This is a genomic window from Thiopseudomonas denitrificans (assembly GCF_002866065.1).
Lineage (GTDB): Bacteria > Pseudomonadota > Gammaproteobacteria > Pseudomonadales > Pseudomonadaceae > Thiopseudomonas > Thiopseudomonas denitrificans.
The window spans coordinates 1-20,929 of sequence record NZ_LNJZ01000009.1; the positions used below are offsets into that span (position 1 = coordinate 1).

Annotated in this window: 14 protein-coding genes; 2 read left to right on the forward strand and 12 right to left on the reverse strand. The window is 60.7% G+C overall.

Features of this window, described 5'->3' with window-relative positions:
• Window positions 1-101: 101 nt before the first annotated feature.
• From lpxB to pyrH, 12 genes are all read right to left on the reverse strand, one after another.
• The gene (gene lpxB / locus AR306_RS09310; protein WP_101497315.1) at window positions 102-1,229 is read right to left on the reverse strand and encodes a lipid-A-disaccharide synthase; all 1,128 of its coding nucleotides are present in this window, start codon (window positions 1,227-1,229) and stop codon (window positions 102-104) included.
• Window positions 1,229-2,005, reverse strand: coding sequence for an acyl-ACP--UDP-N-acetylglucosamine O-acyltransferase (gene lpxA / locus AR306_RS09315; protein ID WP_101497316.1), 777 nt, complete (start codon window positions 2,003-2,005; stop codon window positions 1,229-1,231). The genes lpxB and lpxA overlap by 1 nt, the downstream gene beginning before the upstream one ends.
• Window positions 2,002-2,442: a 3-hydroxyacyl-ACP dehydratase FabZ gene (gene fabZ, locus AR306_RS09320; protein WP_101497317.1), complete on the reverse strand. Its 441-nt coding sequence runs from the start codon at window positions 2,440-2,442 to the stop codon at window positions 2,002-2,004. The genes lpxA and fabZ overlap by 4 nt, the downstream gene beginning before the upstream one ends.
• A 97-nt stretch (window positions 2,443-2,539) precedes the next feature.
• Entirely contained in the window at window positions 2,540-3,559 is a 1,020-nt protein-coding gene (gene lpxD, locus AR306_RS09325; RefSeq protein WP_101497318.1) for a UDP-3-O-(3-hydroxymyristoyl)glucosamine N-acyltransferase, read from the reverse strand.
• Between the two features lie 12 nt (window positions 3,560-3,571).
• Window positions 3,572-4,075: an OmpH family outer membrane protein gene (locus AR306_RS09330; protein ID WP_101497319.1), complete on the reverse strand. Its 504-nt coding sequence runs from the start codon at window positions 4,073-4,075 to the stop codon at window positions 3,572-3,574.
• A gap of 35 nt (window positions 4,076-4,110) precedes the next feature.
• Window positions 4,111-6,453 (reverse strand): outer membrane protein assembly factor BamA, encoded by a 2,343-nt coding sequence (bamA, locus tag AR306_RS09335; protein WP_101497320.1) that lies wholly within the window; start codon window positions 6,451-6,453, stop codon window positions 4,111-4,113.
• 88 nt (window positions 6,454-6,541) lie between these two features.
• Window positions 6,542-7,894, reverse strand: coding sequence for an RIP metalloprotease RseP (gene rseP, locus AR306_RS09340; RefSeq protein ID WP_101497321.1), 1,353 nt, complete (start codon window positions 7,892-7,894; stop codon window positions 6,542-6,544).
• A complete protein-coding gene (ispC, locus tag AR306_RS09345; RefSeq protein WP_101497322.1) occupies window positions 7,894-9,066 on the reverse strand; it encodes a 1-deoxy-D-xylulose-5-phosphate reductoisomerase in 1,173 nt (390 codons plus the stop codon). Before ispC ends, rseP begins: the two co-directional genes overlap by 1 nt.
• Window position 9,067: 1 nt before the next feature.
• A complete protein-coding gene (locus AR306_RS09350; protein ID WP_101497323.1) occupies window positions 9,068-9,874 on the reverse strand; it encodes a phosphatidate cytidylyltransferase in 807 nt (268 codons plus the stop codon).
• On the reverse strand, window positions 9,868-10,617 hold the full coding sequence (gene uppS / locus AR306_RS09355) for a polyprenyl diphosphate synthase (RefSeq protein ID WP_101497324.1): 750 nt from the start codon (window positions 10,615-10,617) through the stop codon (window positions 9,868-9,870). The genes AR306_RS09350 and uppS overlap by 7 nt, the downstream gene beginning before the upstream one ends.
• A gap of 12 nt (window positions 10,618-10,629) precedes the next feature.
• Complete coding sequence (gene frr / locus AR306_RS09360) at window positions 10,630-11,187, reverse strand: ribosome recycling factor (RefSeq protein WP_101497325.1); 558 nt, start codon at window positions 11,185-11,187, stop codon at window positions 10,630-10,632.
• Window positions 11,184-11,927 (reverse strand): UMP kinase, encoded by a 744-nt coding sequence (gene pyrH / locus AR306_RS09365; protein ID WP_101497326.1) that lies wholly within the window; start codon window positions 11,925-11,927, stop codon window positions 11,184-11,186. The genes frr and pyrH overlap by 4 nt, the downstream gene beginning before the upstream one ends.
• A gap of 292 nt (window positions 11,928-12,219) precedes the next feature.
• On the opposite strand from pyrH, the gene AR306_RS09370 reads away from it, so the two are divergent.
• On the forward strand, window positions 12,220-18,657 hold the full coding sequence (locus AR306_RS09370) for a DEAD/DEAH box helicase (protein WP_101497327.1): 6,438 nt from the start codon (window positions 12,220-12,222) through the stop codon (window positions 18,655-18,657).
• On the forward strand, window positions 18,654-20,798 hold the full coding sequence (locus AR306_RS09375; protein WP_101497328.1) for a UvrD-helicase domain-containing protein: 2,145 nt from the start codon (window positions 18,654-18,656) through the stop codon (window positions 20,796-20,798). The genes AR306_RS09370 and AR306_RS09375 overlap by 4 nt, the downstream gene beginning before the upstream one ends.
• Window positions 20,799-20,929 lie beyond the last annotated feature (131 nt).

Genomic DNA, 20,929 nt, shown 5'->3' on the forward strand with positions numbered 1-20,929 from the left:
GTGCGAATAAATTCGCACCTACAGTTGCGCTCTACCCAGACCCAAAAACCTGCCCCAAACACAACGACAGCAGCCCGGCCTGCCGTGCCGAAGCCAAAAACTCAAAGCAGCTCTAACACCGCCCGGGCAGCCTGCCGCGAAGCATCGCGGCGCATCAACTGGTGCAATTCCAGAAAACGCGCCGTCTGCCGGCTGCCGTCAGCCAATTGCTGTTCAATGGCGCCGGCAAGGTTTTCCGCCGTGGCGGCATGCTGGATGAATTCAGGCACCAGCGCCTCGTCCGCCAGCAAGTTGGGCAGGGCAAAATAACGGCTTTTCACCATCAACTTCAGGATGCGGTAGGTCAGCCAGGCCAGCCGGTAGGCAACCACCATGGGACGCTTGAACAGCATCGCTTCCAGCGTGGCCGTACCCGAGGCGATCAGTACCGCATCACAGGCCTGCAATGCCAGCCGGGACTGTCCGTCCAGCAGAGTAACCGGTACATCGGTGAAATTTTCCAGCAGGGTTTCCAGCTGTGCCCGGCGCATGGCATTGGCTGCCGGCAGGACAAAGTGCAACGAGGGATCACGCTGGTGCAACAGCCTGGCAGTCGCCAGAAACAGCTCGCCCAGTCGCGCCACCTCGCCCCCGCGACTGCCCGGCAGCAGCGCCACCACCGGGCCTGCGCCGGACAGCTGCAACTGCTGACGGGCAGCTTCGCGGTCGTGCTCCAGTGCAATGCTGTCGGCCAGCGGATGGCCGACAAAATGCACCGGCACCTGGTGCTCTTGATAGAACTGTGCCTCGAACGGCAACAGGCACAGCATCAGGTCGCAGGCCTGCCGGATCTTGAAAACCCGCTTCTGCCGCCAGGCCCATACCGACGGGCTGACATAGTGGACCGTCTTGATCCCCTGCTCGCGCAGTTTCAGCTCCAGGTCAAGGTTGAAATCCGGTGCGTCGATGCCGATGAACACGTCCGGCTGTTGCTGCAACAGGTAGGTGGTCAACTCTCTGCGTCGTCGCAGCAGCTCGCGCAGGCGGCCAAGCACCTCGACCAGCCCCATGACGGCCAGACGCTCCATCGGAAAGAATGACTGCAAACCCTGCGCCTGCATCAGCGGCCCGCCCACCCCGATGAATTCGATATCGGGGTGCTGTTCACGCAACGCCTGCATCAGGCCGGCACCGAGAATGTCGCCGGAGGCCTCACCGGCGACCAGTGCAACCTTGAGGTGACGCTCCATTAACGGGTAATGCCCCGGGTGGAGTGACGGATCGAGTCACGAAACAACGCCACTTCAGGATATTCGGCGGCGCTATCGGCCAGCTGTTCGATTGCCACATCCACGGTCAGGCCACTGCGATAGACCAGCTTGTAGGCACGGCGCAGCGCCTGCACGGTGGCCGGGCTGAAACCGCGTCGGCGCATGCCTTCAAAATTCATGCTGCGGGCTTCTGCCGGGTTGCCTGCAGCCGTGACAAATGCCGGCACGTCCTTGCCCACCGCCGTACCCATGGCAGTGAAGCTGTAAGGGCCGATGTGGCAGTACTGATGCACCAGCGTATAGCCGGACAGGATGGCGAAGTCGCCGACGTGCACATGACCGGCCAGCGCGGTGTTGTTGACCAGAATGCAGTGGTTGTCGATCACGCTGTCGTGACCGACATGAACATAGGCCATCAGCAGGTTGTCATTGCCGATGCGGGTCTCGCTGCGGTCCTGCACGGTCCCCCGGTGAATGGTGGCACCTTCGCGAATCACGTTGCGGTCACCTATCACCAGCCGGGTCGGTTCGCCCCTGTACTTCAGGTCGGGGGTGTCCTCACCCACCGAGGAAAACTGGTAGATCTGGTTGTCGCGGCCGATCACCGTCGGCCCCTTGATGACCACGTGTGAGGCAATCACACAACCCTCGCCGATCTCCACATCCGGACCAATGATGGTCCAGGGGCCGACCTGCACATTGGCGGCCAGCTTTGCGGATGGATCAATAATGGCGCGAGGGTCGATCAAACTCATAGTTTGCGTTCCGCACAGATGATTTCAGCCGAGCATACCAGAGCATCGCCAACGGTGGCACGGCAATCAAACTTCCAGATGCCGCGCTTGACGCTGAGGAAACGTGCTTCCAGCTCGAGCTTGTCGCCGGGCACCACCGGCTGACGGAAGCGCAGCTTGTCCGAGCCGACAAAGTAGTACAGGGTGCCGTCATCCGGCGTCGAGTTCATCATCTTGAAGCCGAGGATACCGGCCGCCTGGGCCATGGCTTCAGTGATCAGCACACCCGGCATGATCGGATGCTGGGGAAAGTGGCCGTTGAAGAACGGCTCGTTGATGCTGATATTCTTGTAGGCCTTGATGGTTTTTTCTTCAAGGTCGAGGGTCTCTACCCTATCCACCAGCAAAAAAGGGTAACGATGAGGCAACAACTGGCGAATTTGATTGATATCCAACATGGGTAAATAACCTTAAATTTCAAATAGGCATTCGGGGCGCAACAATGCGCCCCGATTCAGCAAATCAAGAAAGCGGAAGCGGCACCTGCCGTGCAACTCACTTCCTGTCGTTTTTTTCCAGTGCGCGAATCCGTTTGGCCATATCATCCAGCTGGCGGAAGCGCACCGCGTTTTTCTTCCAGTCTCCGGCCGGCTGCATGGCGGTACCCGACGAGTAGGCTCCCGGCTCACTGATGCTGTGGGTAACCATGGTCATTCCGGTGACGAAGACATTGTCACAAATTTCGATATGCCCGACCAGTCCGACGCCACCGGCCAGCATGCAGTTGCGACCGATGCGGGTACTGCCGGAAATCCCGACACAGGCAGCCATCGCCGTATGATCACCCACCTCGACGTTATGGGCAATCATGATCTGGTTGTCGAGCTTGACGTCATTACCGATACGGGTGTCGTCCAGCGCACCGCGGTCGATGGTGGTGTTGGCACCGATCTCCACATCGTTGCCGACCGTCACGCCGCCAATCTGGGCAATTTTCAGCCACTGGCCGTCCTGTTTGGCAAAGCCGAAGCCCTCACCGCCCAGCACCGCACCGGACTGGATCACCACCCGCTCGCCGATGCTGACATCGTGATACAGGGTAACCCGTGGCGCCAGCCAGCCATCCTTGCCGATACGGCTGCGTGCGCCCACGAAAGTATGGGCGCCCAGCACCACGTTATCGCCAATCACCGCTTCATCCTCGATGACCACGCCGGGACCAATGGAAGCCGTGGCGGCAACCTGCGCGCTGTCGGCAATCACCGCTGACGGATGAATGCCCGCAGGGGCTACCGGCTTGCGGTCAAACAGGTGCGACAGCCTGGCATAGGCCAGGTAAGGATCAGCCAGCACCAGGCAGTTGCCGGCAAAGCCTTCGGCGTCCTCCGCCCTGAGCAAAACCGCACCGGCACGGGTCTCGGCCAGCTGCTTGCGGTAGCTGGCATTGGCCAGAAAGGCCATCTGGTCAGGGCCCGCATGCTGCAGGGTACCCAGCCCATTGATCTGCAGGTCGGCTGCGCCACGCAGCTCGGCTTTCAGCAGTTCGGCCAGCTCGTGCAGGCGGTAGGTCTTCATCGCTTGTGCCTCTTAGCGCATCTGGTTCATGCGTTCGATCACGCGCAGGGTGATGTCCAGCTGTGGCTTGACATCAACCACGGCATTGCGATCGATGACCAGGTCATAGTTGCCGGCCTTGAGTACTTCTTCGACAGCCTTGTCCAGTTTCGGCTTGAGGGTTTGCAGCACTTCGTTGTCGGCAGCGGCCTTGGCTTCGTTCAGGTCCTGGGACTGGATCTGGAAGTCACGGGCTTTCTGCTTCAGTTCCAGCTCCAGACGCTCGTACTCGGCCTGCTGCATTTTCTCGCCATCTTTCATCAGACGGTCCTGCAGACGCTTGGCGTCGCTCTCCAGCGCCTTCAGCTTGTTCAGCTGGGGGGCGAATTTCTTTTCCGAGTCAACGGCATACTTCTTTGCCGCATCGGAATCAAGCAGGGCCATCTGGTAATCCAGCACGGCAATCTTGACGTCTGCCCAGGCTGCACCCGTTACCGCCAGAGTTGAAAAAACCGCAATTTGAATGAGTTTACGCACGATAGGATTCCTTTTTGATTGACGTGTACAACGGGTTAGAAGGTTTGTCCCAGTGTGAACTGGAAGAACTGGGTTTTGGAGTTGTCCGGTTTCTTGATCGGACGGCCAATGCTGAAGCTCAGCGGGCCCATGGCGGTGACCCAGGTCAGGCCGACACCGGCCGAGCTGGCCAGATCTCCTGCGCGGATGTCACAACCGGTTTCGTTACGCTGCTTCTGCTCCTTGCTGCAGTTGGTGTCAAAAACATTACCCACGTCCCAGAAGGCATAGCTGCGGATGGAACGCTGGTCCTTGACGAACGGCATCGGGAAAATCCACTCAACACCACCCTGCACCAGCACGTTACCGCCGAAGGGCAGGTAGTCTTGATCCGGATCGTTTTTGTGGTAGGTGCTGCGCGGACCAAGGGTGCCATCACGGAAGCCGCGTACCGAGTCGAAACCACCGGCGTAGTAGTGCTCATAGAACGGCAGACGGCTGGTTGAACCATAGCTTTCGGCATAACCCAGCTGGGTATGGAAACGCAGCGCATGATCGCCCCACAGGCTCTTGAAGTACTGACCCTGGTAGTCCAGGCGATAGAACTTCAGGTCGCTGCCGGGCACGGTCGCCTCGAGGAACAGGCTTTGCGAAGCACCTGCGGTTGGCAGCAAACCACGGTTCAAGGTCGACTTGCTCCAGCCGGCAGTGGCCTTGAAGTTGGTGAAGCTTTTGCCTTCACTCTTGATGAAATTCTCGATTTCCACCGCCGGATAGGTACCCGGCTTGATCTTGTCGCTCTGCGCACTCATGCCGAAAGTCAGACGCGACACCTCGCTGATCGGATAGCCCATAGTGACGCCGGCGCCGGCGCTGTCCACCGCATAGCTGGAGACGTCATAGTTGAGCTTGTCGTAGTTGGTTTTGCGATAGAAGGCGTTGTAGCCGAGGCTGACGCCGTCCACGGTCCAGTACGGATCGACAAAGCTGAAGTTGTACTGGCTCTGGTATTCACTGCGGGTCAGGCCGATGGTGACGTGGTTGCCGGTGCCCATGAAGTTGTTCTGGCTGATCGAGCCGCCGAGGATCATGCCCGCGTTCTGGGCATAGCCGATGCTGGCACTGATCGAACCGGACGGTTGTTCCTCAACGCTGAAGTTGACGTCGATCTGGTCATCGGTACCCGGTACCGCCGGGGTTTCCACTGTCACTTCCTTGAAGTGGCCCAGACGCTCAAGACGCACCTTGGACTGGTCGATCAGGTAGGTTGACGCCCAGCCACCTTCCATCTGGCGCATTTCACGGCGCAGTACTTCGTCGCGGGTCTTGGTGTTGCCGCGGAAGTTGATGCGGTTGACGTAGGCACGCTTGCCCGGATCGACCACGTAGGTGATGGTGACGGTGTTGTCTTCGTCGTGGGGTTGCGGCATGCCGCTGACGTTGGCAAAGGTGTAACCCTCGTTGCCCAGACGGCGGGTGATCAGTTCGGAGGTGGTGGTCATCACCTTACGCGAGAAAATCTGGCCTTCCCTGGACAGCAGCAGTGCCTCGACCTCTTCTTCCGGTACTTTCAGCTCGCCAGACAGCTTGACTTCGCGAATCTTGTATTGTTCGCCCTCGTCAATGTTGACGGTGATGTAGACGTGCTTTTTGTCCGGCGTGATGGACACCTGGGTGGAGGTGATGTCCATGTTGATATAGCCACGGTCCAGATAGTGCGAGCGCAGGCGCTCCAGGTCACCGGAAAGCTTTTCACGCGAGTACTTGTCGTCGCCCTTGAAGAACGAGGTGAAGTGCTTTTTCTTCAGCTCGAACAGTCCGGTCAGCTCTTCATCGCTGTATACCGTGTTACCGACAATGTTGACATTGCGGATGGATGCGACCGAGCCTTCCTTGATGTCGATCTTGATCGCTACCCGGTTGCGCGGCTGCTCGACGATCTTGGCATCGATATGCGCCGAATAGCGGCCCTGGGATACGTACTGGCGCTGCAACTCGTTGCGCACGCCCTCCAGGGTGGCCTGCTGGAAAATCTCGCCTTCGGCCAGACCAGCCTGTTTCAGGCCCTTGAGCAGGTCTTCCTTCTTGATCGCCTTGTTGCCGCTGATGTCGATACCGGAAATGGAAGGACGCTCCACCAGGTTGACCACCAGCACTTCCCCGTCACGGCTCAGGCGGATGTCCTGGAAAAAGCCGGTACGGAACAGCGAACGTGTGGCATCAGCCAGCTGCTGGTCGTCGATTTCGTCGCCGACATTAAGCGGCAGTGCAGCAAACACGCTGCCGGCAGAAACCCGCTGCAGGCCGTTAAGACGGATATCGCTGACCGTAAAGGGAGCAGCCGATACCTGGGTGCTGATGATTGCGGAAATCGCCGCGGATAATAACAGACGTTTCATGCTGTCCTTTTTTCTTCCGACTTGTCAGGGCTGTGTCGCAACCACAGCGGTATTTGGGTTGGCCGCCTGAGCGGCATGCATGTCCGGTTCACAAGCGGGCAATGTCGTTAAATACGGCAAATGCCATCAGGCTCAGTACCAGCGCTATTCCGACCTGCATGCCCAGCGCCTGGATACGTTCGGACAGGGGCTTGCCCCGTATCCACTCCACCGCATAAAACAGTAGATGACCACCATCCAGCACCGGAACCGGCAACAGGTTAAGCACACCCAGGCTGATGCTCAGGTATGCCATGAAATTCAAAAAACTGCGCAGGCCGGATTCGGCCGAAGCGCCCGCTACTTTAGCAATGCTGATGGGTCCGCTCAAGTTTTTTGCCGACATCTCGCCCAGCAGCATTTTCTTGATCGAGAGCAGCGTCATGGTGCTCATGCGCCATGTGTGGCGAACACCCTCGACAGCACCATCAAACAGGCCGAAAGAACGCTGGACCAGCATCGACTCCGGCCAGGTTCCGCCGCTGACTCCGGCGCCCAGATAACCACGCGTGATGTTGTCTGCCGTGCGCGAGCCCAGCCGTACCGGCAGCAACAGTTCACTACCGTTGCGCAGCACCCGCAGCTCGACCCTTTGTTCCGGACGTTGCTGCACCAGCTGCACCAATTCGTGCCACTGGCTGATTGCGTGCCCGTCCAGCGCCAGCACCCGGTCCTGCAGTTGCAGGCCAGCGGCCAGCGCCGGCCCCTGCTCGTCGAAATGGGTCAACACCGCCTCTGCCGCCGGCCGCCATGGCTCTATGCCCAGCGCCAGCAGCGGATTGATTTCATCGACGCCCTTTTCCCAGGCATCCAGCTGGATACTGTAACTGTTGGCCAGGCTGTTGCCGTCACGCACGGTCTCGACCCGCAGAATGCCGGTTTCACCCAGCCGGCCCACCAGGCGCATATTGACATCACCCCAGCCGGCAACCGCCACACCGTCAATGGCAACAATTTCCTGCCCGGCTTCCAGCCCCGCCACTTCTGCCAGGCTGTCGGCCGCAACGGAACCGATCACCGGGCGAACCTGTTGCGTGCCCAGCATCGCCAGTGCCCAGAAGAACACAAACGCCAGCAGGAAGTTGGCGACCGGGCCGGCAGCGACAATGGCCATGCGCTGGCGCACCGGCTTCAGGTTGAACGCCTGCGCTTCGTCTTCAGCGGTCAGCGTCTCTTCCCGGCCGTCAAGCATTTTCACATAGCCGCCCAGCGGCAATGCGGCAATCACGAACTCGGTACCCTGGCGGTCATGCCAGCGCACCAGCGGCTTGCCAAAGCCGACGGAAAAACGCAGCACCCGCACACCGCAGCGGCGGGCCACCCAGAAGTGGCCATATTCATGAATGGTCACCAGTACGCCCAGCGCCACCAGCGTACCCAGCAACATGTAAAGACCGCTCATCAACTCATCCTTGCCAGCCACTGGCCGGCAACTTCACGTGCCTGCTTATCGGCATCCAGTATCGCCTCAAGGCTGTCCGCAGCACGGCTGGCCAGCTGCTCCAGAGTGCGTTCGATAATCTGTGCAATCTGCAAAAAACCGGTTTGCCCGCCCAGAAACCCGGCCACCGCCACTTCATTGGCAGCATTCAGGATCGCCGGTGCGGTGCCGCCCTGCTCGGCCGCCTCGCGGGCCAGTCTCAGGCAGACAAACTTTTCCGGGTCCGGTTCAAAAAAATCCATGCGGGCCAGCTGGTACAAGTCCAGCGGCTGCACACCGGAGTCGATACGCTGTGGCCAGGCCAGCGCATGGGCAATCGGCGTACGCATGTCCGGGTTGCCCAGCTGGGCCAGCACCGAGCCGTCGACATAGTCGACCAGAGAATGAATCACGCTTTGCGGATGCACCACCACTTCCACCTGGGCCGGACGCGCGGCAAACAGCCAGCATGCCTCGATCAGCTCCAGCCCCTTGTTCATCATGGTCGCCGAGTCAACCGAAATCTTCTGGCCCATGGACCAGTTGGGGTGCGCACAGGCCTGCGCCGGCGTGACCCCGGCCAGCTCGTGTAGCGCGGTTTCGCGAAACGGCCCGCCCGAGGCGGTCAGCAGCAGCCGGCGCACACCGGTTTGCGGCAAGCCATCGTGGTAGTTGCAGGGCAGGCACTGGAAGATCGCATTGTGCTCGCTGTCTATCGGCAGCAGCGTCGCGCCATGTTCCTGTACCGCCTGCATGAACAGCGCACCACTCATGACCAGCGCTTCCTTGTTGGCCAGCAACACCTTCTTGCCGGCCCGCACCGCCGCCAGCGTCGGGGCAAGGCCGGCCGCACCGACAATCGCCGCCATGACGCTATCAACTTCGTCCGCACTGGCAACCCGGCACAGGCCCTGCTCGCCATGCAGCACTTCGCAATCGAGTCCGTCCAGCTGTTGCTGCAAGGTGTCCGCATCCTGCGCACTGGCCACCACGGCATAACGGGGCTTGAAACGCCAACACAGCCGGGCCAGTTCATCCAGCCGGCTATGGGCGGTCAAAGCAAAGGCGCGGTAGCGCCCGGGATGGCGGGCAATCACATCCAGCGTGCTGCCACCGATGGAGCCGGTCGCGCCGAGAACGGTAATCTGCTGCATGTCAGAGCCAGCCGGTCAGCAAAAACAACAGGGCAAACAGCGGCAGAGCTGCCGTCAGGCTGTCGATGCGATCCAGCACGCCGCCATGTCCGGGCAACAGGTTGCTGCTGTCCTTGATGCCGGCGCTGCGTTTGAACATGCTCTCGGTCAGGTCGCCGACCACAGAAAACAGCACAATCACCGCCGCAGCCGGCACAAACAGCAACAGCTGCGCAGAAGAAAGGCCCAGCACCAGCGCACAGCCCGTGGCCACCAGCACACTGGCCAGCAGGCCACCATACAGGCCGGCCCAGCTCTTGCCGGGGCTGACCGCCGGCGCCAGCTTGCGCTTGCCAAAGGCCCGGCCACTGAAATAGGCACCGATATCGGCGGTCCAGACCATCAGCATCACGGTCAGGATCAGCATGTTGGCCTGCTGCTGGCCTTTCAGCCAGACCAGCGCCACACCGGCCGGCAACAGGATCAGCAACCCGATCAGCAGCTTGCCCGGCACCCCGCCCCACCAGGCGGCGGAGCGCGGATAGGCAAACACCATCAGGGTTGCCAGCAGCCACCAGGCCAGCGCCAGCAGCACGACCGGCAGCGTCGGCACAACCAGCACCAGCGCGACGAACAGCCCCAGCACCACCAGTGCAAAAACGATACGTGCCGGCTGCGTGCCGACTCCGGCCAGCCGCGCCCACTCCCAGCCGCCCAGCGCCATGACCAGCCCGACAAAAGCGGTAAAGGCATGACCCTGCAGGCCAAAAAAGCCCAACAGGGCCAGTGGCAGCAGCCACAGGGCCGTAATGATGCGTTGTTTTAGCATGATGATTGTTTGTCCGCTTCGAGCTGCTCGCTGGTACGGCCAAAGCGCCGCTCGCGATGGGTAAAACTGTCCAGCGCAGCCTGCATGGCCTTGCGCCGGAAGTCGGGCCAGTACAGATCGGTGAAATAGAATTCGGTATAGGCCATCTGCCACAACAGGAAGTTGCTGACCCGCTGCTCGCCACCGGTGCGAATGAGCAAGTCCGGTTCGGGGCCACCCTGAGTAATCAGATGCCGGTTGATCAGCTCTTCGCTGATCTCTTCAGGTTGCAGGCTGCCCTCGCGCACCTGTCCGGCCAGCTGGCGCACCGCCTGGGTGATGTCCCAGCGGCCGCCGTAGTTGGCGGCAACCTGCAGGACAAAACGGGTATTGCCCGCCGTCTGTTGTTCAGCAGCCCGGATCGCCGCCTGCAGATCGGGGTGAAAACGGCTGCAATCACCCAGAATTTTCAGGCAGATGCCGTTTTTGTCGAGCTTGTTCACTTCACGTCGCAACGCTGCCATGAACAGCTCCATCAGCGCACTGACCTCGTCAGCCGGCCTTTTCCAGTTTTCGCTGGAAAAGGCGAACAGGGTCAGGACTTCGACACCGGCCTCGGCACAGGTCTCGATGACTTCACGCACCGCCCGAACCCCGGCCTTGTGCCCGGCGACTCCGGGCAAGAAGCGTTTTTTTGCCCAGCGGTTATTGCCATCCATGATGATTGCCACATGGCGTGGCACTACAGCGTTTTGACTGGGCATAAGGCTTACCGGTCAGACTTCCATCAGGTCGCTTTCTTTCGCGGCCAGCAGCTTGTCAACGTCTTCGACGAACTTGTCGGTGATTTTCTGGATTTCATCGGCGGCGCGGCGCTCCTCGTCTTCACTGATCTCCTTTTCCTTGACCAGTTCCTTGATGTCGCCCAGTGCGTCACGGCGCACGTTGCGCACGGCAACACGGGCGTTTTCCGCTTCCTGGCGGGCCTGGCGGGTGTAGCCCTTGCGGGTTTCCTCGGTCAGGGCCGGCATCGGCACGCGAATGGTGGTACCTGCAGTGGCAGGGTTCAGGCCCAAGTCTGATTGCAGAATGGCCTTTTCCACCGCCTGGATCATGCTGCGGTCAAATACCGTCAGGGCCAGGGTGCGGGCATCTTCGGCCACCACATTGGCCACCTGGCGCAGCGGTGTGTCGCTGCCGTAGTAAGACACCATGACGCTATCCAGGATGCTCGGATGCGCACGACCGGTGCGGATCTTGGCAAACGCATGATGCAGCGATTCCACCGACTTCTGCATGCGGGTTTGGGCATCAGCCTTGATTTCATTGATCATTCAACGGTCTCCTCAACCAGTGTGCCCTCGGCACCGCCCAACACCACGTTCAGCAGCGCACCGGGCTTGTTCATGTTAAAGACGCGCAGCGGCATCTTGTGATCACGCACCAGACAGATGGCCGTCAGGTCCATCACCTCCAGTTTGCGATCCAGTACTTCGTCGTAGCTCAGGCGGTCGAATTTTTCCGCGTTCGGGTTCTTGAACGGGTCATCGGTATACACGCCATCCACCTTGGTGGCTTTCAGCACCACATCGGCATTGACCTCGATACCGCGCAGGCAGGCCGCCGAATCGGTGGTGAAGAACGGGTTGCCGGTACCGGCCGAGAAGATCACCACTTCGCCCTTGCGCAGGTGACCCATCGCCTTGCGGCGGTCGTAATGCTCGGTGACACCGACCATGGAAATGGCCGACATGACCAGCGCAGGGATATTGGAGCGTTCCAGCGCATCACGCATCGCCAGCGCATTCATCACGGTGGCCAGCATGCCCATGTGGTCACCGGTCACCCGGTCCATGCCGGCGGCAGACAGCGCGGCACCGCGGAACAGGTTGCCACCACCGATCACCAGCCCCACCTGCACACCGATACCGATCAGCTGGCCGATCTCCAGCGCCATGCGGTCCAGCACCTTGGGGTCAATGCCGAAGTTCTCCGAGCCCATCAGGGCCTCGCCACTAAGTTTCAGCAAAATGCGCTTGTAACGGGGCTGACGACTATTGTCAGGAAGGGCCATGGGTAGTCTCCTAAAAATTTATCCGGCGAATTATAACCTGATAGCCAACAAGTAACGAGGGGGTGTTGGCCAACATCCCGGTTTTGACACCAAAGAGCAGCTGTCAACTTCACACAAACTGCCTGTCATGCATAACTCAAGCAGCCCATCCGGTTTGCCTGTCGTCAAACAACCCTTCGGGAATTTTTAAGGTAGAATCCGGCAATCGCAAGCCATGGCAACAGCTGCTGAGCAGCCTTCGGCCCGCCTCCCGCATCTGCCCGGTAATTATTGAAGTCTTTAAGGAACGATCATGCTTCCCACCCTCTTGGCCCAGGAAATCAGGACAGAGCTCGAACATTTCCTTCTGAGCGCTTTCCCGGTCACCACTGCCGGCCTCAACCAGGGCAGCCATGACAGCCTGATCAGTCAGTTCCTCGCGCAGCCGCGCAACCTGCTGCAAGGGCCATGGCTGGAAGTCAAGCTACCCTTTCGCACCTGGCAACCCGATAACAACGAGCCCTTGCCATTCAACCATGTCAAGTTGAACTTTCCGCCTTATCAGCACCAGTTCATGGCATATCAGCGTCTGTGTGGCGCACTGGCCGAATCCACCCTGATAGCCACCGGCACAGGCTCGGGCAAAACCGAGTGTTTTCTCCATCCCGTTCTCGATTACTGCTGCGGCGAGCGCCGGCAGGGCATCAAGGCCATCATCATTTATCCGATGAACGCCCTGGCCACCGACCAGGCCACCCGTTTTGCCGAAGAAGTTGCCAAACTGGATACCCGCCTGACAGTCGGCATGTACACCGGCGACACAGCCACCCCGCACAGGGTCATGGGGGCCGATCACGTCATCACCGACCGTGACACCCTGCGCAAAAGCCCGCCCGACATCCTGCTCACCAACTACAAAATGCTCGACATTCTGCTGATGCGACCAGCGGATCAGGTCATCTGGCAACATAACCTCAACACCAGCGGCCTGCTCAAATACCTGGTGGTGGATGAGCTGCACACCTTCGACGGCGCCCAGGGCACCGACCTGGCTTGTCTGGTTCGTCGCCTGCGCGACAAGCTGCAACTGGGCAACGAACTTGCCTGCGTTGGCACTTCGGCCACCATCGGCGGTAAAAACAGCCAGCAGCAAATGCTCGACTACGCCCAAAACATCTTCGCCACCGGGTTTTCACCAGATGCCATCATCATGGAAGACCGTCTTGATGTGGACGAATATCTGGACAGCTTTCGCAACCAGCTCATCCAGGCCGGTGAGCTGACACTGGACTACCGGGAACATGATGAATATCTGTTCAGCAGCTTTCCCGAATGCCAGTCCCGGGACCTGCTGCCAGGCCATTCAGGCCAGGGACCCTACCTGAAAAAACTGGCTCATCTGTGGTTTGAAGCCGACTTCGCCCTCGATGCAGACCCCGAATCCGCAGAGTACAAAGACGCCTGCGTCCAGCTGGGCCAGATGCTGCATCAGCACTTTGCCTTTGCCGCCCTGTTGCGCTCCAGCCAGCCGCTGGTCGATCTTGAGCAATTGGCCGTACAGTGGCAGCAGGCCTTCTCTCTCAAGAACACGGAACACGCCCAGCGCCTGATTGAAAGCCTGTGTGCGCTCGTTTCAGTTGCCCGTACCTGGCAAAACAAAAAGAGCAACAAGGTTGCACCGTTGCTACAGGTTCGTGTTCAGCTCTGGCTGCGCGAATTGCGACGCATGCTGGCCAGCGTCAGCAGCGAGCCCCGACTGGTCCACGCGGACGACCTGCCCAATACCACCGACCCCTTGCACCTGCCCCTGCTGCACTGTCGCGAATGCCACCAGGCTGCCTGGGGGGCCATACAGCGCCAGGGCGAACAGGAAATCCGCCCCAACTATCAGGACTTCTACCAGGCCTGGTTCTCACGTTCTGCCGATGCCATTCTGCTCTACCCCCTGGCCACAGACGACAATCCGGCACACTGGCAAGAAGGCAGAACACACAACCTCTGCACCGGCTGCCTGCACCTGCTTGCCAGCAGCACAAACCAATGCCCCAACTGCGTTGAATCTCCTGCCCTGCTGCCAGTCTGGATACCCAATCTCGTCAACGCCAATGCGGATATCCCGCAACGTGACGAACGCTGTCCGCACTGCCAGGCAGTCAACAGCCTTTCAATTCTTGGCTCACGTGCTGCCAGCCTTGCCAGCGTGATGATCGCCCAGCTGTATGGCTCCCACTGCAACCACGACTACAAACTGATTGCCTTCTCGGACTCGGTACAGGACGCCGCCCACCGCGCCGGTTTCTTTGGTGCCCGCACCTATCGCCAGACCCTGCGCCACGCCATCGCTGCCGTGGCACGCGAGCAGGGCCAGAACAGCAGTCTGGCGCATTTCATTGACGAGGTACCGCGCCACTGGCGCAGCCAGCTACCCACAGCGGAAGACTTTGTCGGCACCTTCATCGCCGCCAACATGCAATGGCTCAACGACTACCGGAGCATGATGGACGAAGGCCGGCTGCCTGGCGGCAACCTGTTGCAAATGGTGGAAAAACGCCTGCGCTGGGAAACCCTGAGCGAACTGGGCCAGCACGCCCGGCGTGGCCGCACCCTGGAGCGCAGCAGCATCGCTACGCTTCTGCCGGACAATGACGAGCTGGAACAGCTGTCTCGCACATTATTGCAACAATGGCGCGAAGAGCTAGGCAGCCTGCGTGACCTGGAGCAACCACGGCTAACAGCCTACCTGATCGGCCTGCTGGATCACTGGCGTCTGACAGGCGCTTTTTACGACCCGGTCCTGCATAGCTACGTCAGCAACAAGGGCAATGTCTTTGCCCTCAACAGGCAGGGCTTCTGGCTGCCCGGTTACGGCTTTAGCAGCCCGCCCCCCGCAGCCATCACCCTGCCCCATGTCAGCAACAATTTTGAAAGCCTGCTCGGCAGCAAAACCCGCCGTCACAGCACCTGGTATTACCGCTGGTTTGCCAAGCTGCTGGCCAGCGACGCCACTGTGCTGGCCACCGCCGAATACGAGCAGGCCATGCAGCTCATGGTTCGCATCATGGAGCGCCACGGCTGGTTGAAAAACATCAACATGGGCAATGACGATGCCTGGCTGCTCGACACCAGCTACTGGCAAGTCAGCAACAGCGTCAACAGCCTGACCTGCAACCATTGCAGCCACCAGGTCCAGGTTGCCTCAACCATGCTGGCCTGGTGGACCGACATGCCCTGCACCCGTCATCACTGCCACGGTCAATACCGCCCCCTCCGGCAGACCGCCAACCACACCAGCTATCAGGCCAGCCCGCGCCGCCTGGTTACCGCCGAGCATACCGGCCTGCTTGACGGCAAAGTGCGTGAACGTACAGAGCAGTCATTCAAGCAGGGACAGCAACGCTGGGACATCAACCTGCTGTCGGCCACTCCCACCCTGGAAATGGGCATCGACATCGGCAGCCTGTCCGCCGTCATGCTCTGCTCGGTTCCGCCCACCCAGGCCAACTACCTGCAACGCATAGGCCGCGCCGGCCGTACCAACGGCAACGCCCTGGCCCTGACCATTGCAACGGGACACTCCCACGACAACTACTTCTACCAGCAACCGCTGGAAATGCTGGCCGGCGAAGTCAGCACCCCCGGCGTGTTCCTCAACGCCACCGCCGTACTGGAACGCCAGCTGATTGCCTTTGCCTTCGACCGCTGGGTTGCCAGTGGCATCGACGACAGCGCCCTGCCCAAGGCCGTGGGCGGCGTCCTCAACAACCTCAAATATCCGCAGGACAACCAGCGCTTCCCCTTCAGCCTGCTGCACTACATCAACCAGCAACGCCAGCCCCTGCTCGATGACTTTCTGCACATGTTTCCCGAGCTGGATGACGACGGGCGCCAGCACCTGCACGATTTCATTTTCACTGTTGACGACGAACAGGACAGACCCTCGCTGACCTGGCGCATCCGCAACCGCCTGCAAGCCCTGTTCCAGTCCAGGGACAGCAACGCCAAACGCATCCGCGACCTGAAAAAACGTCATGACGGCCTGGCCAGCGGCCCGCAAGACCAGGAAAAGGAACGCCTGCTCCGCGACATTGAGGACGAGCGCCAGGCCCTGATCCGCCTCAACGGCACCATCAACGCCCAGCCTACCCTCAACTTTTTCACCGATGAAGGCCTGCTGCCCAACTATGCCTTTCCCGAAGAAGGCGTCACCCTCAACTCGGTCATCATTCGCCGCCTGGAACAGCAAGAAACAACAGGCGACAGCCACGACGACGAAAAAAAGCCGAACTACCAGCGCCTTCCCCTCAAGTTCCAGCGCCCGGCCCAGACCGCCCTGAGCGAACTGGCCCCCGACAATGAGTTCTACGCCTCGGAACACAAGATCAATATCGACCAGGTGGATCTGCGCCTGTCCGAACCGCAACAATGGCGGCTGTGTCCCGCCTGCCACTACTCGGAAGAACAAGCCACCAGCCAGCACGCACACAGCGCCTGCCCACGCTGCGGCACTCCGCACTGGGCCGACAACAGCCAGCTGCGCACCCTGCTCAAACTCAAACAGGTCTATGCCCGCGCCAACTCCCGCTTTGACCGTATCAGCGACGACAGCGAACAGCGCGAACCGCGCTTCTACTCCCGCCAGCTGTTGATCGACATCGAGCCCGGCCAGGTCCAGCGTGCTTTCCATCTGGACAACCCCGAACTGCCCTTCGGCTTCGAATTTGTCCGCCAGGCCAGCTTCCGCGAAATCAACTTTGGCGAGCCGGGCAACAACCTCAACGGCTTTTCCGTGGCAGGGCATGAAAGCAGCCGCACCGGCTTCAAAATTTGCCGCCACTGCGGCAAGGTCAGCAGCACCCGCCGCAAACAGGACAGAGACCGCGCTCATGCCCTCGACTGTCCGCTTTCACAACCCGGCACAACAGAAGCCCCGGAAGACTGGTTCGACAGCCTCTATCTGTACCGCGACCTCAAGTCCGAAGCCGTACGCATCCTGCTGCCCCTGGCTGACGTCGCCGAGTCGGAAACAGCCCGTCACTCCCTGCGTGCCGCGCTGAACATGGGCCTGCGTGAATACTTCCACGGCGCGGTAGACCACCTGGAAATCACCGAAATGCAGGAACCCGCCTCGGGTGCGCACAAGCAATATCTGGTGATCTACGACCGGGTACCCGGCGGTACCGGCTACCTCAAGCAATTGCTGCTGCAGCCGGACAACCTGTTCAACCTGCTGCAAAGCGCCCGCGACAAGCTGGCCAACTGCCGCTGTGTACCGGATGAAAGCAAAGACGGCTGTTATGCCTGCATCCTCGCGTATCGCACCAGCCGCCAGCAAAGCCTCATTTCACGCAAGCTCGCCACCGAATTGCTTGGCAAGATCCTCGCCAGCCGCGACACACTCAAGCCCATCCGGCAGCTCGGCGAAGTCAACATCAACCAGCTGCTCGAAAGCCGCTTCGAAGCCCGGTTCCTTGCCGTCCTGAAAAAACTGTTCAAGGTCAGCGCCCAGCTGGTCAACAACAAGACCGGCTACTGGCTCAGCAGCCTCGACGCAGGCGACAACCCTCCCATGTGGGAGCTGGAGCTGCAGGCAGACTATGGCCCGTCACAGGGTATCGCCCTGTCCACCCGGCCCGATTTTGTCCTGCGTCCGTTGCGCCAGGCCGAACGTGGCCGCAACAGCGAACTGCTGATCTACCTGGACGGCTACCAGTACCATGGTCATCAGGTGCGTGACGATCTTGATAAACGCATGGCGCTGATGCAGGCCGGCTACAATGTGCTCACCCTGACCTGGGACGACATCCCCGATCCCGAGACCATCACCCGGGGGCTGCCTGCAGCCGGTTCACGCCTGTTCCAGCACCAGCTCAATCGCTACAACGCTTCACGCCAGAGCCAGGGTTACTGGGCCATGCGCCAGCAGCAGCTCCAGGCCCCGGCGGCACGTGACATGCTCGAATGGGTCGGCCAAAGCCCGCTGACACTGCTGCAGCACTGGCTGGCCGACTACCAGCAGGCACGCCACATGCAGCAACAAGCCGCCCTGTTTCTGGCCATCGCCGGCTTTGCCCCGCAGCCGGGTATCCAGCACCTGGAACAACAGGCACCACGGCAAAACCTGCAAGTACAGCAGCTGATCGCCCGCACCCTGCTGGACGATGCCGCCAGCCTGGAAGCCGTCAGCGCCCATGACAGCCAGCTCACCCAGCTGCTGACCTACATTCCGCTGAGCAAAATCCAGCAGCTGGGCAGCCCGCAACCGCCGGTTGAAGTCTTCCTCCTGCTCGACGACCGCCAGCACCAGGAAGACCGGCAATCCGCCTATGCCAGTGCCTGGCACGACTTCTGGCAAGCCATCAACCTGTACCAGTTCGGTGTCCGGCTCCACGCCGCCACCCACCAGAGCATCATGCAGGGCCACTTTGCAGCCGCTGAACTGCCAGCAGCAGAACCGGCAGCCACCCAGCCTGATCAACAGGCCTGGCAAGACGTCGCCGAACTGACGGTACTCGACGCCGGCCAGCTGGACGCCCTGATGCAGCTGGGCATTCCCGTGCCGCAGGTCGGTCATGAGCTGACCGGCAGCGACCAGTCCGTCCAGCTCGAAACCGAGCTGGCCTGGCCAGACCAGCGCATCGCCCTGATAATCGAAACAGACATGCCAGCCCTGCCCGACTGGCAACTCTTCAGCCTTGCACACCCCGACTGGCTGCAACACATTAGCAACGCCTTTGCCAAGGAGGCCCCATGACCAACCTCGCCCCCAAAATAGCCCTGGGCAGTGATTTCCTCACCGCTTATTCCCGCATTCCCAAAAAGCAGCAACGCTCGGTAATGAATTTCGTCACCCGCTTTCGCGCCAACCCGCGTGCGCCGGGCATCAACTACGAAGTCATCCGTCATGCCCGCGACAAAAACCTGCGCTCGGTACGCATCGACCAGGACTATCGTGGCATCGTCCTCAGCCCCGAACAGGGTGATGTCTATGTGCTGCTCTGGGTAGACAAACACGACGACGCCTACGACTGGGCCGCCCGCCACCGCTGCGAAATCAACCCCCGCACCGGTGCGCTGCAACTCTATGAAAGCGAAACCCTGCCCGAAGACCAGCCGCAGCCAGCTGCCGGCAAACCCGAATACGCAGCACCACAGCCACAGCCTGCGGCCAACCCCTTGTTCAACCTGGACAGCGAAACCCTGCTCAGCCTCGGCGTCCCCGCCGGGCATCTGGATGCCGTACAACAGCTGACCAGTGACGAACAGCTCGAAACCATGGAACGCAAACTGCCGGTTGAAGCCTTCGAAGCGCTGTACCTGCTGGCCGCCGGCACCAGCTTGCATGACATCCTGCAAGACTACGGCCCGCAAAGCAGCGAAACCATCGACACCAGCGACTACGCCTCGGCACTGGAGCGCAGCCACTCCCAGCGCCAGTTCCACGTCCCCGAAGACGAACAGGAGCTGGGCCGCATGCTCAACGCGCCACTGGATAAATGGCGCGTGTTCCTGCACCCCACCCAGCGCAGCCTGGTCGAACGCGACTGGAACGGCCCGGTACGTGTGCTCGGCGGTGCCGGCACCGGCAAAACCGTCGTTGCCATGCACCGCGCCCGCTGGCTGGTGTCGCGCCCGGACTGGCCAAAAAACGCCAACCTGCTGTTCACCACCTTCACCAGCAACCTGGCGCTGGACATCCGCGAGAACCTCAAGGCCATCTGCACCCCCGAGCAACTGCAACGCATTGAAGTCATCAACCTGGACGCCTGGGTGAGCCAGTTCGTGCGCCGCAACGGTTTCCAGTCCCGGGTGGTCTACTCAGGCAACCCGCTCTATCAGGAAAGCTGGAACCTCGCGCAGGGCCTGCGTCCTTCCGATCTGGACGTACACGCCCAGTTCTACGAAGAAGAATGGCAGCGCGTCATCCTGCCCCAGCAAGTGCGTACCCGCCAGGACTACTTCCTTGCCAGCCGCACCGGCCGTGGTGTCGCCCTCAACCGCCGCCAGCGCGCCGACATCTGGCCGGTGTTTGAAGAAATGCGCGCCCAGCTCGCCCGCCGTGACGCCATCACCGCCGAAGATGCCATCCACCAGGCCATCGACATCCTGCGTCAGGGCCAGGACAGCCGCCAGTATCACGCCATCGTGGTGGACGAAGGCCAGGACTTCACCGCCCAGGCCTACAGCCTGCTGCGCCATCTGGCCCCCGAACAGCCCAACGACATCTTCATTGTCGGCGACGCTCACCAGCGCATCTACCAGCGCACCACCAGCCTGCGCGCCTCCGGTATCAACATCACCGGCCGTGGCCGCAAGCTGAAAATCAACTACCGCACCACCGAGCTGATCCGTCGCTACGCCACCGCCCTGCTGGAAAACCAGCCCATCGACGACCTGGATGAAGGCAGCGACAGCAGCCATGACTACCGTTCGCTGGTACAGGGTGAAGCACCTGTAGTCCAGCAGTTTGGCAATACGCAGGAAGAGACAGGCTGGCTCGCCCACCAGATCCGCGAGCTGATCGAGCAGGATGAAATTCAGGCCAGCGACATCTGCGTTGTCGCGCGCACCAATTACCTGTGCGAGCAATACGAACAAGCCTTGCAAGACCAGGGGCTGGAAACCTGGCGCCTGTCCCGCGAGCGCGACAACCGACAGCACCCCGGCGTACGTCTGGCCACCATGCACCGCATCAAGGGGCTGGAGTTCCGCGCCGTGTTCATCGTTGCCGTCAATGACCAGGTAGTCCCGCTCAAATACAGCGGCCACACCGACGACCCCGTCGAGCAGCGCCTCGGCGAGCTGACTGAACGCGCCCTGTTCCACGTCGCCGCCACCCGTGCCATGCGGCACCTGTATGTCAGCAGCAGCGGCAAACCCAGCCCGTTTTTGTAGTAACCCAAACGAACAACGCCGGCATTTGCCGGCGTTGCGTTTTGCAAACACTGCACAAATGGACTGGCTTGAAATAAAGCCTGCCAGCCGCCGTTGTCATGTCCGCACGATCGTTAGCACCCATGGATTCT

What these genes read in the sequence shown, in the direction of transcription:
- ispC (WP_101497322.1), bottom strand. Translation starts at nt 9,066, where the DNA reads ATGCAGCAGATTACCGTTCTCGGCGCGACCGGCTCCATCGGTGGCAGC.
- AR306_RS09375 (WP_101497328.1), top strand. Translation starts at nt 18,654, where the DNA reads ATGACCAACCTCGCCCCCAAAATAGCCCTGGGCAGTGATTTCCTCACC.
- lpxD (WP_101497318.1), bottom strand. Translation starts at nt 3,559, where the DNA reads ATGAAGACCTACCGCCTGCACGAGCTGGCCGAACTGCTGAAAGCCGAG.
- frr (WP_101497325.1), bottom strand. Translation starts at nt 11,187, where the DNA reads ATGATCAATGAAATCAAGGCTGATGCCCAAACCCGCATGCAGAAGTCG.
- pyrH (WP_101497326.1), bottom strand. Translation starts at nt 11,927, where the DNA reads ATGGCCCTTCCTGACAATAGTCGTCAGCCCCGTTACAAGCGCATTTTG.
- AR306_RS09370 (WP_101497327.1), top strand. Translation starts at nt 12,220, where the DNA reads ATGCTTCCCACCCTCTTGGCCCAGGAAATCAGGACAGAGCTCGAACAT.
- lpxA (WP_101497316.1), bottom strand. Translation starts at nt 2,005, where the DNA reads ATGAGTTTGATCGACCCTCGCGCCATTATTGATCCATCCGCAAAGCTG.
- uppS (WP_101497324.1), bottom strand. Translation starts at nt 10,617, where the DNA reads ATGCCCAGTCAAAACGCTGTAGTGCCACGCCATGTGGCAATCATCATG.
- bamA (WP_101497320.1), bottom strand. Translation starts at nt 6,453, where the DNA reads ATGAAACGTCTGTTATTATCCGCGGCGATTTCCGCAATCATCAGCACC.
- AR306_RS09350 (WP_101497323.1), bottom strand. Translation starts at nt 9,874, where the DNA reads ATGCTAAAACAACGCATCATTACGGCCCTGTGGCTGCTGCCACTGGCC.
- lpxB (WP_101497315.1), bottom strand. Translation starts at nt 1,229, where the DNA reads ATGGAGCGTCACCTCAAGGTTGCACTGGTCGCCGGTGAGGCCTCCGGC.
- fabZ (WP_101497317.1), bottom strand. Translation starts at nt 2,442, where the DNA reads ATGTTGGATATCAATCAAATTCGCCAGTTGTTGCCTCATCGTTACCCT.
- rseP (WP_101497321.1), bottom strand. Translation starts at nt 7,894, where the DNA reads ATGAGCGGTCTTTACATGTTGCTGGGTACGCTGGTGGCGCTGGGCGTA.